This window comes from bacterium (assembly GCA_004299235.1).
Lineage (GTDB): Bacteria > Chloroflexota > Dormibacteria > Dormibacterales > Dormibacteraceae > SCQL01.
This window is the reverse complement of the sequence record SCQL01000017.1, coordinates 68,657-83,080: the sequence shown is the minus strand read 5'-3', so window position 1 is coordinate 83,080 and position 14,424 is coordinate 68,657. Positions and strand designations below refer to the sequence as shown.

Genomic DNA, 14,424 nt, shown 5'->3' with positions numbered 1-14,424 from the left:
GGCGATGTGTCGCGTTAGGCTGCACTCCATATGAACGCCACGTCGGAGCTCGAGCAGGGCCGCGCGGCCTGCGACAGGCTCTCCTGGGCTGAGGCGTTCAGTGATCTGGTCGCCGCTGACAATCGCGAACCTCTTGGCGCTGAGGACCTGGAGCTGCTGTCGACCGCGGCCCTCCTCTCCGGACAGGACGCGCAGGGCTTTGCGCTGATGCAGCGCACGCACAATGCCTTCCTTGGCCGGGGCGATCTTGAGCGCGCTGCCCTATGGGCCGTGCGACTCGGGATGTGGCTGCTCAACGCCGGCCAGGCCGCCCAGGCCGGCGGCTGGCTCGGGCGCGCGGGCCGGCTACTTGACGATGGGCGGCGGGATTGCGTCGAGTCTGGATACTTACAGGCCGCGATCGCGATGCAGAGTCTCGGTACGCGCGACCTCGCCGGCGCCGACGCGGCTTTCACCCATGCCCTCGAGATCGGCGAACGCTTCGGCGACGCCGACCTGCTGGCCCTGAGCCGGCTCGGCCACGGATCTTCACTGATCGCGCGAGGTGAGATCGAGGCCGGCGCAGCGTTGCACGACGAGATCATGGTCTCGGTCACGTCGGGCGAGGTCTCGCCGGCCATAGCCGGCATCGCTTACTGCGTGGTGATCGAGAACTGCCGCGAGGTGTTCGACCTGCGTCGGGCGCAGGAGTGGACGTCTGCCCTTACTCGCTGGTGCGAGTCGCAGCCCGGCCTCGTGGCGTTTCGGGGCAACTGCCTGATCTTCCGGACCGAGATCATGCAGCTGCACGGACGCTGGGCCGATGCGATCACCGAGGCCGAGAGGGCGCGCGACCTGCTCCTCAAGCCGCCCCCCAAGCCGTTTGCGGGTGCGGCGTTCTACGAGCTCGCTGAACTCCACAGGCTGCGCGGCGAGTTTGCCCAGGCTGAAGAGGGGTATCGGCAGGCGAGCCACATGGGTCACGGGCCGATGCCGGGGTTGGCTCTTATGAGGTTCGCCCAGGGTCACCCGGACCAGGCCGCGACCGTCATCCGCCGCGAGCGCGACGAAGCGACCGGCCCAGCTGCACGCGCGGCGGTGCTTACCGCCTTCGTCGATCTCATGGTGGCGACCGGTGACCTCGACTCTGCTCGTATTGGTGTGGCTGAGCTTGCTGAGATAGCCGCACATATCAAAGCGCCGATCCTCAACGCCATCGCGAGCCAGGCCCGCGGGGCGGTGCTGCTCGCGGAAGGCGACCCGCGCGCCGCGCTGCAGCCCCTTCGCCGCTCGGCAAGCCTGTGGCGTGAGCTCGAGGCGCCTTACGAAGGGGCGCGAGTGCGCGTGCTGATCGCTCGCGCCTGCCGCGCGCTCGGCGACTCGGAAACCAGCGCGATGGAGCTCGAAGCTGCGCGCCGGACCTTCAAGGAGCTGGGCGCGCTGCCTGATCTCGCCGCCATTGACACGAGACCGGCGGCCACCTCCGGACTCTCGGAGCGGGAGGTGGAGGTTCTTCGCCTGGTCGCGGCCGGCAGTTCCAACCGCGCCATCGCCCTGCGGCTGGTGATCAGCGAGAAGACGGTGGCGCGCCACGTGAGCAACATCTTCACCAAGCTCGGCCTCTCCAACCGGGCAGCGGCGACCGCGTACGCGTACGAGCACGGCCTGAGGTAGGCCTCGCCTATATAGAAATACCCATAGCGGGCGGCTTCGCGGATTGGGCATTTCGTTCGATGCGGGCCAGGGTGCGCGACGCCTAGCCTCGTCGCCATGAACGAACACGTCGAAACCGTGATCATCGGCGGCGGTCAGGCAGGCCTTGCGGTCGGCTATCACCTCGGAAGGGGCGGGCGATCATTCGTCATCCTCGAAGCCAACGCGCGGGTCGGCGATTCGTGGCGCAAGCGCTGGGACTCGCTGCGCGTCTTCACACCGGCGAAGTACAACGGGCTCCCCGGCGTGCGATTCCCGGCGCCTTTGCTCTCGTTCCCGACCAAGGATGCAGTTGGCGACTTCCAGGCGGCGTACGCCGTGCGGTTCCACCTCCCGGTCAAGACTTCGACGAAAGTCGATGCCCTGCACCAGGATGGCAATCGCTATTTGGTGACGGCCGACGCAACGACGTTCGTTGCGGACAACGTCGTCATCGCGACCGGCGCGTGCCAGATCCCGAAGCTGCCGGCCTTCGCCTCCCAGCTCAACGCGGGCATCAACCAGATCCACTCCAGCCAGTACACGAGCCCGGCACAGCTGCGCGACGGCGATGTCCTGGTCGTCGGCACGGGCAACTCGGGCGCAGAGGTCGCGCTCGAGCTGTCGCGCACGCGGCGCGTGTCGTTGGCCGGGTCAGCGCATCGCGAGATTCCGTTTCCCCACGGTGCGGTCGGCGCCGCTTTCGCGCTGCCGCTGGTCCGATTCCTCGGGACCTATGTGCTCACCGTGGACACGCCGATGGGGAAGAAGGCGCGGCCGCAGTTCCTTCGCAGCGGCGCACCGCTGATCAGGGTCAAGGCGAAAGATCTCGCGGCTGCGGGAGTCGAGCGCGTGCCGCGCGTAGTGGGTGTGAGCGGCGGCCGACCTCTCATTGAGGACGATCGCGTCATCGACGTGCCCAACATCATCTGGTGCACGGGGTTCAAGACGGATTTCGACTGGGTCCACCTGCCGGCGTTCGGGGATGACGGCCGGCCGCTGCAGTATCGCGGCGTGGTTCAGTCACTGCCCGGCCTGTACTTCGTGGGTCTCGAGTTTCAGTACGCGGCGACGTCGGGCGTGCTCCCTGGCATCGTTCGCGATGCCCGCTACGTTGCGCGGCGCATCGCCGCTACCGCCCCACGCCCTGAGGAGGTGCCGGCGAAGCCGGCGGAGGGGGCGTTCGCCTAGGCAGGCTGAACGCGGCGGTCAGCATGCCGAAGTAGGCCGGCGCCTCGTACGAGATCAGCTCGCCCCGCCAGCCCGGGCGGCTGGCAGTTGCTCGACAGTCAGGTCTCGCCGAGCGGCGTTATCGTGGCCATGTACGGGCGCTGGGGAGTTGAAGCTCGGCTCCTTCATCCAGTCTGGTTCCAGTGCAGGAGCATGACCGTGACCACTGAATCGACGACCAACGAAAATGGCGCCGGGCGGTACGCCGATGTCAACGGCATCAATCTCTACTTCGAGATCCACGGGACAGGTCGCCCGCTGATTCTGCTGCACGGTGGATTGATGATGGGCGAGATGTTCGGGCCCGTCATTCCACTTCTGGCGCAGCGTCACCAGGTCATCACGGTCGACCTGCAAGGACACGGCCGGACTGCCGACATCGAGCGACCGATCGATGTGCGGCTCCTGGCCGACGACATCGCCGCGCTCATCGAGCATCTCGGGGTCGAAAGGCCAGACCTCGTGGGCTACTCGCTGGGAGGCGGAGTTGCCCTGCAGACCGCGGTGAGATACCCGGCCAAGATCCGCCGGCTCGTAGTCGTCTCGGCAAACATCAGGCGCGATGCGATTCCGGCTGAGATGCTGATGCAGCAGGGCCAGGTGAGCGCGGCCGCGGCCGAGTTCATGAAAGACACCCCGATGTACCAGGAGTACCAGCGGGTCGCGCCGCGCCCGCAAGATTTCCCGCGCCTGCTGGACAAGATCGGCCAGTCGATGGCCAAGGACTTCGACTTCACCGAAGACGTGCGTGGTCTCCAAGTTCCCACGCTCATCGCGGCCGCCGATGCCGACATGGCGCCGCCGAGCCACTATGTCGAGGTGTTCAAACTGCTCGACGGCGGCCTGCGCGATGGGGGCTGGATGGGGGAGGGTCGGCCCAGGGGCGGTCACGCACTCGCGATCCTGCCCGGGCTGACCCACTACAACATAGGCAGCTCGCCACTGCTCGCCACCGTGATCCTGGCCTTCCTCGACAAAGAGTGATTTGCTCTCCGGTCGGCTGAGCGCGCTGGACCTGGGCTGCGCTGGTCCTCGCGATGATCAGCGCGGGCTGGGTCCGGGTTCAAATCCCGGGGCTCCCGACCAGTTTCGAGTTCAAAAGTTGGTGCTGAAGGCCCGCGGCACCAGGATTTTGGCCTCAGGGGGCGTCGGGCAGGCTTGGCCTCGATGTTTGGGATCGAGTCGGGCGAGCTGGTCTGTCGGGGCTGTAGCGAGCGGCGTCTCCGCGCTGCTTGCGACATCGCTCCCGCCTGCATCGGTTGATGCTGATAATGCGGGTCTATCGATATCTCGCCTTAACAAATTCACGCTCTAGGCTGCTTACCTCAAGCTCCGACCCATGCGCTGATCGGAGGGCTCTTAAACCGGCCGGCGAGCCTCCGCAGCTGAGCAACCGTCTTGGCGAACTGTGCGACCAGCGCGTTGCCCAGAGTCTGGGGATTGTTTCGGGCTTAGCTGGAGGCCAAGCCGTCCCGCCTAGGGCGGGGCCTGGTGTCGAGCTCAGTCCTCAGCTCACCGCTTTCTTCACGAGCGCGCCGATCCTTGCCTCGACGGCGGCGGTCAACTCCGTCAGAGCGAAGGCGGTCGGCCACATGGCGCCTTCGTCGAGGTTCGCCTCGTCGCTGAAGCCGAGCGTCGCGTACCTCGTCTTGAACTTCTGCGCGCTTTGGAAATGGCAGACGATCTTGCCGTCCTTGGCATACGCGGGCATGCCGTACCAGAGTCTCGGCGAGAGGGCTGGCGCGCTCGCGGTGATGACGGCATGGAGCCGCTCGCCCACGGCGCGATCGCGTTCCGGCATCTCGGCGATCTTCGCGAGCACGGCGCTTTCCTCGTCGGCCTTGTCCGCGCGGGGGCCGCGGCGCGCCGCCACCTTCATCTCTTGGACGCGGTCCACCATCGCGGCTCGTTCCTCGTCGGTGAATCCCTCGTACCTCTTTTGTTTCGTGCTGGCGCTCTTGGCGGACTTCTGCGTGTCCTTCATTGGAGGTTTCCTCCGCTGCGAGTATTGATGGGAACGAGCCTCATGCTAGGGTGCGTGCCGCCGCGGCGGCTTCTCCAAAGCTGCTCGATCGCATCGCCCGTAACGAACGGCTTTCGCTCGCGCACGATCGCACCAGCCGCGGCCGTCGGTCTTGGATCGGCTGCAAGGAGATCAAGCCCCTGTGGTGTCGACCATGGGGGCGTCGCTGAAAATGCTGCCCCTTCCGCCAGCGAATAGAAGGACGCGAGGGAGCACGAGCGGGCACGGTAAGTGGTCGGCCTTCCGGGCCGCAACCATGAGAAGGTTGCCAGGCCGTTTGCGATCAGGCCAGGATCGCTGCGCACCGGCGATGAACTGTCTGCGCCCGAAAGCCTGGGTGGGCCCTGGATTAGCGGCTGCAACACGTATGGAGCCCGACAGGACGAGTCTTGCTGGCTATATAGCCAATTGGCTATAATTGTGGCTGTGACAAAATCGGAGATCGGCTTCATTCTTGCCAGAGCGAGGCGTCGCTCGGGCCAGACCCAGGCTGACCTTGCCCAAGCGATGGGGACGACCCAACCTGTAGTGGCACGGGCGGAGGCCGGCTATCGAATGCCCACGCTCGGGTTCATCGAGAGGTGGGCTCTTGCCACTGGAGCCCCTATCGCTCTCACGCTGGGCGCCACTCCGCGAAGAACGCAGCCGGCATCGGCGCGGCGCGCGATGGTGCGGTCTGTTCTAGGTCCGGGCCGCTTCAATCCATGGGAACGGAATCCATCGCCGGTTGAGGCAGAGCTGCTAGAGCGAGCCGGCGAAAGCCGTCAACATTTTGAGCGGTTGAAGCAAGTTCGTGGCCAGAGGCACTAATCGGGCTCAGGAACAAGCCGAGGCAATACTGCGTCAAATCCCGACTGCAAAGTCAGGGCTGCGGCAACGCCTGCTCTTGGCGGCAGCCTTGACGACGCTGCTGAGCAACAAGCCGATCGTGGTTGGCGGCACGGCTGAGGAGTACTGGGCTGGGGGCGAGTACCACCCGACGGATCTGGACCTTTGCCCTGTGCCTTCCGCAAGCGATCTGCAGGCTCTTGAGTCGCTAGGACTGCGCAAGGCCGGCAGGCACTGGACTCGAAAGGATCTGGCGGTGGCCGTAGAGTTTCCGGGCTCAGGCGAGGGCATTGAGCGGACCGTGCCAGTCAAGGTCGGCGGGATTTCCATCCTGATGATCAGTTGCGAGGACCTGTACCTTGACCGAGTTCGTCAAGCCACCGTGCCTTGGCCACGCGAAGACATCAGTTTCGATGCAGCGCTGGAAATCGCACTGACGAATTACGTAACGATGGACTGGGACTATGTGCGTCGCCGGCTGCGGACGGCAGCCTTGGCTGAGGGAAAGGTCGGCACGCTGATGGCAAGCGTCGATCGACGTGTGCGGTCACGGGCCCGGCGCGCTTCGCTCGAGGCTGATGCTCGGCGCCGGCAGCTCATTCGCTAATCAGGCCGGTGAGTGATCGGCGAGGGCCGCACGGGGTTCCAAGTTCTAGAAGACCACGACACCGGTAGACGCCAGGCGACAAGGCAAACCCCACTCGAGGGAAGCGAGAAGGGTACCAGCGGCAACTCCGCCGGCGTCCGAGAGCGTTACGAGTCGTTGGCTGTTGGACGAGAGTGATTGCAGAAGTTGAAGGGATTGCAGTCTTACTATCAGGCCCTAGTAAGAATACCGGTCTGTAGCGCTATGATCGCGGGTGATGACTCGACGAGAGGATCAGGTGGGACGGGCGATGTCACTGCTGGGTCCGCTCGAAGGCCGGTTGATGAAACTGATATGGGACAGCCGCGTCCGCGAGCCCTTCATCGTTCGCGACGTACTGGCGCTGACCCCGGAGCTCGCCTACACGACGGTGATGACAACCCTCAACCGCCTGGCTGACAAAGGTCTGTTGAGCGTGACGAAGGTGGGCTCTCACCAGCCTCACAAGTACCGGGCCAACGGGGGAGTGAAAGAGTTCCTGGCCGATTCCGGTCGTGCGGAAGTCGATCGTCTGATCGAGCGTTACGGAGAGGTCGCGCTCGCCGCCTTCGCCGCTCGCCTCGATCGGCTGTCGCCGGCGACGCGCGAGGCCCTCAAGAGGCTGCGCTCGCGGTGACGGGGCGCCGGCTTGTCTTGCTTGGCGTGTTGGCAGCGGTGCCGGTCGCTTGCCTGGGCGCGCTCGCCGGCTGTCGTATGTCCGGGCTGTGCGGTTGGATGCCCACCCAGGGCACTTTTTGGTGGTCCACAGCCTACGTACCGCCGCTGCTGGTGATTTCGGCTTCGGCTTTCGCCTGGACCCTCAGGCTCGGTTTCGTGGCGTTGAGGACGATTCGCGAGCTGAAAAGGTTGCCGCGCGCTCCCTTTCCGCCAAATCTGGTCCGAACCGCCAAAGCAGTGGGCCTTGACCGTATTGACTGCGTCGCAGGTGGATCTCTGGTGGCATTCTGCGCAGGCATTGTGCGGCCCTCGGTGTTCATCAGCGAAGCGGCGGCGGCCGGACTTTCCGACTCCGAGCTGATGGCCGTGCTTCACCACGAGGCAGACCACGCTCGTCGATACGAGCCCCTGCGGCGAATGGCCCGCACGGCGGCTGCAGACGTCCTTGCCTTCCTGCCGATCGTCGGCTGGTGGTCAGAACGACAGATCGCGCGCTCGGAGCTGAGCGCAGATGCGGCCGCCGAGCGGATGGCCGGTCGATCTGCGCTCGCAGGGGCTCTGCTGGTGATGACGGCCCCCGCGATCCCGCTGGCCGCGTTTGTGGGTCACGCCGAGCTCCGTGCGCAACGGCTGCTTGGGATGAGGATCGACGAGCCGGGCCCGCCGCGGGGGATGTGGGCGGCAACTTTTGTCTATTCAGGGCTGGCGCTCAGCCTGGCTGCCTGCCTGTTCGAGGTGGTGCTCGCGCTGAGACGGTAGAGTCCCGACCAGGCGCGGGCGAGCCCGTAGCCCGCGCGCTCGAACGCTCGCCGCGTGTAGTGCATGCACACAGAGGCAAGGTCGGCAGGATGCGATCTATGCACGCCGTCTCCTGCTACTATGGGCCGATAGTTAAGACTGGAGGTCGACTGTGGACCACATCCTTCCGTACCTGTTCTTTCTGGCCTGTCCGATCTCGATGGGCGTGATGATGTGGCTGATGATGCCCAGGCATCACAAGCAGGGATCAGCGCCCACGAGTGACCCTCGCGTCGCCGAGCTGGAGAGCCAGCTCGGCGAGGTGCGGATGGCACTCCACCAGCGACAAGGCGTTGCAACGGCTACGCCGGCGCCTCCAACTCCAAACGCTGAGCGGGAGTGACTGCCGGCAACCACCGCGGGCGCGACGATGAGGCGGAACCTACCTCCACATGTCGGCCGGGCGATCGATTTTCGATCGAGCAGAGCGTTACGTGCCGCCCATAGCCTGACCCGCGAATCTGGCCGTCTCGGCGGGTAGCCACCGCCGGTCATTGGCTCGGGTGAGCCGAGTTGGCAGCCTCTGAATTTTGTATCCCCTGCCTATTTACAGATTGCCTCTGGCGATCTAACCTTAATCACTACCATGATGACACTTCACATATGTGAAGAATGCGCCGGATAGTTTCGCTTCACGGGCATCCCGCCGACCCGGCGGCATTTGACGACTACTACCGGAACACACACACGCCTTTGGTTCAGCAGATACCCGGCGTCAGCAACGTGCGTTTTGGGCGTGTTCAGCCCATGAGCGACGGATCGCCGGCGCCCTTCTATCTGATCTCGGACGTCTACTTCGCTGACGACGCAGCGTTCGATGCGGCCCAAAGCAGCCCGGAAATGGCTGCGGCCCTGGCCGACGTGCCGCGCTTCGCAACCGGCGGGGTGACGATCATGTTGTGCGACTTCGAGGACTTTCCGCCGGCGCCCGGCGGGCCCTCTGCTTCATCGATCAGGCCTTGACGCAGATGGACCGATTAGCGATCAATGGTTCGCCGGTCAAGTCCGCCGACAGGACGCTCGACATCCTGGAGCTCCTGGCCACCGAACCCCAGGGCCTGAAGATTTCGGAGATCAGCGCGCGTCTTGGCTTTGCGCAGAGCAGCACGCATGGCCTGGTCTACACGCTTCAGTCGCGCGGCTACCTCACGCTGAACGGCGGTCACCGCTTCCAGCTCGGTGCACGGTTGATCCAACTCGGGTTGAGCGTCGGCGATCGCCTCGAGCTTCGGACTGTCGCACGCGAGCCCCTGGAGAGGCTGGTTGCCGCAACGCATGACACGGCCCTCCTCGCGGTCCCCGACCGGGGTGGGCTGCTGTTCGTCGACAAGGTCTTGAGCGATGCGTCGGACATTCGGACGGATCCAAGGGTCACTTCGAGACGGCCGCTCCACTGCTCGAGCCTCGGTAAGGCGCTGCTGGCCGCCGTCACCGACGGCGCGGTGATCAAGGTGCTCGACCGCGCCGGGTTCGAGCCGGTCACCCGGTACACCATTTCGGATCGAAAGGTCCTGCTGGGTGACCTTGCGGTGACGCGCGAACGCGGCTACTCCCTCGATCAGCAAGAGGCGGTGCCCGGCGTCTTTTGTGTCGGCGCTCCGGTACGTGACCACACGGGCCGCTCGATTGCTGCCGTAAGCCTGTCGACCATCAAGGACTTCTTCAATCCGGGCCACACCGGGCCCCTGGTTGCCGGCGCGGCGATCGAGATCTCGCACGCCATGGGATGGAAAGGCGACGCCGCCACCCTTTTCCGACCAGTCGCTGGATCGGAGCTCCTCCTGCTCGACAACGCAGAACCCAACTCTGGACGTCACCGATGAGCAACCCGGGCCCAGGTGCTAACAAAGCGTTGGTCGCCGCCCCGGGCGCTCCGCCTGGCGACAGCGTGGGCGACGCCTATCGTGACCTGCCCCAGGACGTCGCCGGGCGGTGGTTCGTACGTTTTCACCAGCTTCCACTGCCGGTTCGTGTCTATGCCTTGCCGGTGGCGGCCACGCTGCTGGTCGGCGTGGTGGTGGCGATTGTGGAACCGAACTTCTACCGGCCTCAAAACCTGCACGTGCTCATGCAGCAATACGCCGTCCTGGGCTTGGTTACGCTGGGTCAACTGCTCGTCTTGCTGGTCGGCGGGATTGATCTATCCGTCGGGGCAGTCATGAACGCAACGCTGATCATCATCGCCCTGATGAATCACTACGACGAGCATCTGCTGGTGCTGTCGCTCGTGCTGTGCATCTTGTTCGGCGCCGCGATCGGAATCACCAATGGCCTGCTCGTGTCCCTGAGGGACGTCCCTCCCTTCGCTGCCACGCTTGGCATGACGGCGTGCGTACAGGGCGCGATCCTCGTCTACACGAAGGGGATTCCCGCCGGAAACATCCCAACATCGCTCCGGCCGGTCGCTCTCGCAGGAGTTGGAGTCGTGCCGTTCTCGCTGGTCATCTGCCTTGGCGTCGCGGCCGTGCTGATGCTCGTGCTCAGCAAGGGCACCTATGGCCGAATGATCTACGCGGTCGGGCGCTCAGCGGAAGTGGCGCGCCGGGTCGGAGTCTCCACGACTGCAGTGAGGGTTTCGGCGTACGCGATCTGCGGCATCTTCGCGGCCATGGCCGGGATCATCCTCAGCGCATACGTCGGGTATGTGGATCCCACCATCGGGGGCACATACAACTTGCAATCGATCGCGGCCGCGGTCGTCGGAGGAGTTTCGTTCCTTGGCGGTGAGGGCCGGCCGTTGGGTGCGCTCATTGGAGCGCTGTTCCTGTTGACCGTGCTGAATGTCACGACACTCTCGTCGCTGAATCCATTCACGCAACTGATCGTCCAGGGCGCGGTGATGTTGGTGGCGGTGTCCCTGTTCCAGGTGTTCAAGCGGCGTTCGCTCATTTAAGGAGATGGAGATGGAGATGTCTAGTCGCCCGGCCGTTCGCAAACGTTTCCGGCAACTGTTCGCGTTCGGACTCGTGGTTCCCTCCGGCGTGGTCTTACTGCTGTCCGCCTGCGGTGGACAGTCCGGCGGCGGTGGCACGAAAACACCCACTGTGGCATTCATCTCGCAGGGCACGTCCAACAGCTGGGCGGCGCAACTGGATGCCGTGGCAAGGAAAACGGCCAAAGCCGACGGTGTGAACCTCGTCTACTTCAATGGAGAGGGGGATGCCACAAAACAACTGCCTTTGATCGACCAGGCCATCGCTCAGCATCCCGACGCAATCGTTCTCGTGCCGCTCGGCGCCGCAGCCGACACCGGACCGGTCGAGAGAGCGATGTCGATGGGCATCAAGGTCATCCTCTGTGACAGCACGGTCAATACAGACAACTACACGTCGTTGGTCAATCCGAACGCCGCGACCGCTACCGTGCCCCTCGCCCAGTGGCTCGCCGACAAGATGAACCACAAAGGCAATCTGCTGTACATCGGCGGCCTACCTGGTAACGCAACCACCATTGCTTACGACCAGGGATTCAACCAGGTCATGCAGCAGTTCCCCGACATCAAGATTGTCAATGGAGGCAACGCGAGTTACTCCATCAGCACCGCCAAGCAGCTTGCGGCGACCGCGATCGCTTCAGGCAAGAACTTCACCGGCGTGTGGGGAGTGGGTGGCGAAGCGGTGACCGGCATCATGCAGGCCTACATCGACGCTAAGGTCCAGCCAGTTCCGCCAATAGGCGGCGGCGCCGCGACGAATGGAATTCTTCGATTGGGGATCGAAAACAAGATTGAGGTGGCCTCACTTCAATTCCCGCCAACCGACTCGAAGGTTTGCGTCGACACCGCTGTCAAGGCCATCAAGGGCGAAACGGTTCCGAAGTCCATCAACATATCCGCGCTGCCGGAGTACGGACCCATCCTGCCGCCCCTCGACAAGTACTACAAGCCGCAGTACAGCGACGACCTTTACGTCGGTACCGATTCAGTTCTCACTCAGGACGAGCTGAAAGCCCTCAACCTACTGAAGTAACTCTCGAGATTTAGACGATGCAAGCGGAGCGAGCGCTGGTTGCTGCACGAGGCATTCACAAGCACTACGGCGGCATCACAGCGCTCGCAGGCGTCTCGCTGGAAGTCGTACAGGGAGAGATTCACGCCCTCGTGGGAGAGAACGGAGCCGGCAAGTCGACCTTGGTCAAGATCATGACCGGGGCCCAAAAACCGGATGCCGGCGAGGTGCTTGTACGGGGTAACGCAGTCTCACCCCTGGCGCCAGAGAAGGCTCGGGAGCTTGGGATCGGCGCCGTCTATCAGGAGCCCAGCCTGGTTCCCGCACTGACGGTGCTGGAAAACGTGTTCCTCGGTTGGGAGCAGCGACGCACGGTCGGTTTTCTCGACCAACGGAAGATGAGGCTGGAGGCGAAGGCCGCCCTGGACAAGATTGGCGCCCGCGTGCGGATCGACACCGAGGTGGCCAGCCTCAGCGTGGCAGACCGTCAGCTGGTCGAGATCGCTCGTGCACTCGTCTTGAAGGCGAGTGTTCTGATATTCGATGAGCCGTCAGCGGTCCTCTCCGGTCGGGAGCTGGCGCGCATCTTTGACGTCATCAGAGAGCTTCGGCAGGCCGGCCTTGGCATCCTGTACATCTCGCATCGCCTGGCTGAAATCTTTGAGCTGGCGGATCGCACCACCGTTCTAAAGGACGGTCGAGTCGTCGCGAGTAGACCCGTGCAGGGGCTGTCCATGGCCGATCTCATCAGATCCATGGTCGGCCGAGACATCCGTCAGAGACCGGCTCGGACGGTGAAACCTGCTGGCGACCTCGCCCTGGAGGTCAGAGACCTGGAGCTTGGTAATGACAGAGAACCCATCAGCCTCAAGCTTCATGTGAGAGAGGTCTTGGGACTCGCGGGGCTGGTTGGCTCAGGACGGTCGCGGCTGGCAAACGCACTCGGAGGCATCCGGCCCGCGAAGGTGGGAACCATCTTGAGAAACGGGGCGCCGGTTCAGCTGAAGAGCCCAGCAGCCGCCGTTCGCGCCGGCATCGCGGTGATCCCCGAAGATCGCAAGCGGGAAGGACTCATCCTCGAGCACTCGGTGCGCGAGAACGTAGGGCTTGCGTCGCTGAAGGAGGTTTCAACCGCCGGTTTCGTGAGGGCTGCCGAAGAGAGGCGCCTCTCGAGTGAAGCGGTCCGCGTCTTTGGCATCCGGCCTCAGGACACCGAGCGCGCCGCTGGGACGCTGAGCGGAGGCAATCAACAGAAGGTGGTGCTCGGCAAATGGCTCATTCGCAGCCCCGCGCCCGAGGTCGTCATCCTGGATGAGCCGACTCGGGGTGTCGACGTCGGCGCGAAGTACGAGATATACCAACTGATCGACGAGCTGGTCGAGCGTGGCTCCGCGGTGCTGCTCATCTCATCCGAGCTCCCAGAGGTGATCGCGATGAGCGATCGGATTCTGGTCATGAGCGCCGGGCAAATCGTGGGCGAGCTGCAGGCGGGCGAGTTCAGCGAGGAGCGGATCCTGCATCTGGCTGTCTTGGGCAGGCAAAGCGGTGGTAATCCCGGCGAGAACCTCGCGGCCGGTCGCCCCGCCGAAGGTCACATCCAGGCGTGAGCACTCGCTCCGTGACCACGCGACTGGCGCTGCCACAGATCCCGGGGTCCGGGTATTGGTTGCGGCGCCACGCGCGCGCGGTCCTCGCCTGGACGTTGTTCGCGTTGCTGTTCTTGTTGAGCACCGCCCTGTCCGACACGTTCCGGTCAACCGATGTGGTCCTGGAGACGTTCAAGGGAACCGCTTTCGTAGGGATGGCGGCAGCGGCTGAGTTCTTTGTGGTCATTGGCGGCGGCATCGATCTCTCGATTGGCTCCGTCGCGACTCTAAGCGGGATGGCGGCGGCAGTCATCATGGGCGGCCGCAACGGCAACATCCTGGTGGCGATCCTGGCGTCGCTGGGAATCGGTCTGGTTGCCGGAACGATCAACGGCCTGCTGGTCAACTGGCTGAGGATCTCCCCGTTTGTCGCGACCTTTGGCATGCTCTACATCCTTCAGGGAATCGCTTACACCTACAGCAGCAATCCAATCGGGCAGGCCGCGCCCGGCTTTTACGCGATCTACGTGTCGACAGTGGCCGGCGTCCCGGTTCTTCTGCTGACCATGGGGGTCTTTTGGGCCTTGTGCTGGTACGTAGCGAGGCAGACGGCGCTTGGCAAGCATCTCTACGCGGTGGGGGGAGATCGCGAGGCGGCTCGTCTTGCCGGCGTACGCACATCGCAAGTGAGCTTCGCGTCTTACGTCATCTGCTCTGTTATCGCCGCCGCCGCGGGCCTGCTGGAGCTGACGCAGTCATACGTCGGCTCTCCGGATCTGGGTGCCACTTTGCTGCTGACGACCATCACCGCGGTGGTGATCGGCGGCGTGAGTCTGTTCGGCGGCGAAGGCTCCGTGATCGGAGTCCTGGGCGGGGCGCTGGTGCTCGGCTTCCTGAGTGAGTTCTTTGTCAGCGTGCAAGTGGATGCCTTCTACCAAGAGCTGATAGAGGGACTCATCATCGTCGCGCTGCTCGGAGTCTACCGGCAAAGGTTGAAGACCTAGATGCCCCAGCGGCGGCAGGGCGCATCCGGGCGAA

15 protein-coding genes are annotated in these 14,424 nt (G+C 64.3%); 14 read left to right on the top strand and 1 reads right to left on the bottom strand.

The window, feature by feature from the left end; genetic code table 11:
* Positions 1-30 precede the first annotated feature (30 nt).
* The 3 genes from EPN29_04705 to EPN29_04695 all read left to right on the top strand — a co-directional run bounded on the left by EPN29_04705 (position 31) and on the right by EPN29_04695 (position 3,885).
* On the top strand, positions 31-1,653 hold the full coding sequence (locus EPN29_04705) for a DNA-binding response regulator (protein TAN33938.1): 1,623 nt from the start codon (positions 31-33) through the stop codon (positions 1,651-1,653).
* Between the two features lie 96 nt (positions 1,654-1,749).
* A complete protein-coding gene (locus tag EPN29_04700; protein ID TAN33937.1) occupies positions 1,750-2,862 on the top strand; it encodes a portal protein in 1,113 nt (370 codons plus the stop codon).
* Between the two features lie 192 nt (positions 2,863-3,054).
* Positions 3,055-3,885, top strand: a complete 831-nt coding sequence (locus tag EPN29_04695) for an alpha/beta hydrolase (GenBank protein ID TAN33936.1) — start codon at positions 3,055-3,057, stop codon at positions 3,883-3,885.
* A 523-nt stretch (positions 3,886-4,408) separates the two neighbouring features.
* On the opposite strand, the gene EPN29_04690 is transcribed toward EPN29_04695, so the two are convergent.
* The gene (locus tag EPN29_04690; protein TAN33935.1) at positions 4,409-4,885 is read right to left on the bottom strand and encodes a DUF1801 domain-containing protein; all 477 of its coding nucleotides are present in this window, start codon (positions 4,883-4,885) and stop codon (positions 4,409-4,411) included.
* 270 nt (positions 4,886-5,155) lie between these two features.
* On the opposite strand from EPN29_04690, the gene EPN29_04685 reads away from it, so the two are divergent.
* From EPN29_04685 to EPN29_04635, 11 genes are all read left to right on the top strand, one after another.
* Positions 5,156-5,734 (top strand): XRE family transcriptional regulator, encoded by a 579-nt coding sequence (locus EPN29_04685; protein TAN33934.1) that lies wholly within the window; start codon positions 5,156-5,158, stop codon positions 5,732-5,734.
* Positions 5,735-5,822: 88 nt separating this feature from the next.
* Complete coding sequence (locus tag EPN29_04680) at positions 5,823-6,359, top strand: hypothetical protein (protein ID TAN33933.1); 537 nt, start codon at positions 5,823-5,825, stop codon at positions 6,357-6,359.
* Between the two features lie 256 nt (positions 6,360-6,615).
* Positions 6,616-7,014, top strand: coding sequence for a BlaI/MecI/CopY family transcriptional regulator (locus EPN29_04675; GenBank protein TAN33932.1), 399 nt, complete (start codon positions 6,616-6,618; stop codon positions 7,012-7,014).
* 77 nt (positions 7,015-7,091) lie between these two features.
* On the top strand, positions 7,092-7,814 hold the full coding sequence (locus EPN29_04670; GenBank protein TAN33931.1) for a hypothetical protein: 723 nt from the start codon (positions 7,092-7,094) through the stop codon (positions 7,812-7,814).
* Between the two features lie 151 nt (positions 7,815-7,965).
* Positions 7,966-8,196: a hypothetical protein gene (locus EPN29_04665; GenBank protein TAN33930.1), complete on the top strand. Its 231-nt coding sequence runs from the start codon at positions 7,966-7,968 to the stop codon at positions 8,194-8,196.
* 269 nt (positions 8,197-8,465) lie between these two features.
* A complete protein-coding gene (locus tag EPN29_04660) occupies positions 8,466-8,816 on the top strand; it encodes an EthD family reductase (GenBank protein TAN33929.1) in 351 nt (116 codons plus the stop codon).
* A 5-nt stretch (positions 8,817-8,821) separates the two neighbouring features.
* Entirely contained in the window at positions 8,822-9,676 is an 855-nt protein-coding gene (locus tag EPN29_04655; protein TAN33928.1) for an IclR family transcriptional regulator, read from the top strand.
* Positions 9,580-10,746: an ABC transporter permease gene (locus EPN29_04650; GenBank protein ID TAN33927.1), complete on the top strand. Its 1,167-nt coding sequence runs from the start codon at positions 9,580-9,582 to the stop codon at positions 10,744-10,746. Before EPN29_04655 ends, EPN29_04650 begins: the two co-directional genes overlap by 97 nt.
* 4 nt (positions 10,747-10,750) lie before the next feature.
* Positions 10,751-11,821: a sugar ABC transporter substrate-binding protein gene (locus EPN29_04645; GenBank protein TAN33926.1), complete on the top strand. Its 1,071-nt coding sequence runs from the start codon at positions 10,751-10,753 to the stop codon at positions 11,819-11,821.
* A gap of 17 nt (positions 11,822-11,838) precedes the next feature.
* The gene (locus tag EPN29_04640) at positions 11,839-13,407 is read left to right on the top strand and encodes a sugar ABC transporter ATP-binding protein (GenBank protein TAN33925.1); all 1,569 of its coding nucleotides are present in this window, start codon (positions 11,839-11,841) and stop codon (positions 13,405-13,407) included.
* 95 nt (positions 13,408-13,502) lie between these two features.
* A complete protein-coding gene (locus EPN29_04635; protein ID TAN33924.1) occupies positions 13,503-14,390 on the top strand; it encodes an ABC transporter permease in 888 nt (295 codons plus the stop codon).
* Positions 14,391-14,424: the final 34 nt, after the last annotated feature.

Coding starts and splice junctions, on each gene's coding strand:
- EPN29_04660 (TAN33929.1), top strand. CDS start 8,466: ATGCGCCGGATAGTTTCGCTTCACGGGCATCCCGCCGACCCGGCGGCA.
- EPN29_04670 (TAN33931.1), top strand. CDS start 7,092: ATGTCCGGGCTGTGCGGTTGGATGCCCACCCAGGGCACTTTTTGGTGG.
- EPN29_04655 (TAN33928.1), top strand. CDS start 8,822: ATGGACCGATTAGCGATCAATGGTTCGCCGGTCAAGTCCGCCGACAGG.
- EPN29_04700 (TAN33937.1), top strand. CDS start 1,750: ATGAACGAACACGTCGAAACCGTGATCATCGGCGGCGGTCAGGCAGGC.
- EPN29_04695 (TAN33936.1), top strand. CDS start 3,055: ATGACCGTGACCACTGAATCGACGACCAACGAAAATGGCGCCGGGCGG.
- EPN29_04640 (TAN33925.1), top strand. CDS start 11,839: ATGCAAGCGGAGCGAGCGCTGGTTGCTGCACGAGGCATTCACAAGCAC.
- EPN29_04650 (TAN33927.1), top strand. CDS start 9,580: ATGGAAAGGCGACGCCGCCACCCTTTTCCGACCAGTCGCTGGATCGGA.
- EPN29_04675 (TAN33932.1), top strand. CDS start 6,616: ATGACTCGACGAGAGGATCAGGTGGGACGGGCGATGTCACTGCTGGGT.
- EPN29_04690 (TAN33935.1), bottom strand. CDS start 4,885: ATGAAGGACACGCAGAAGTCCGCCAAGAGCGCCAGCACGAAACAAAAG.
- EPN29_04645 (TAN33926.1), top strand. CDS start 10,751: ATGGAGATGGAGATGTCTAGTCGCCCGGCCGTTCGCAAACGTTTCCGG.
- EPN29_04705 (TAN33938.1), top strand. CDS start 31: ATGAACGCCACGTCGGAGCTCGAGCAGGGCCGCGCGGCCTGCGACAGG.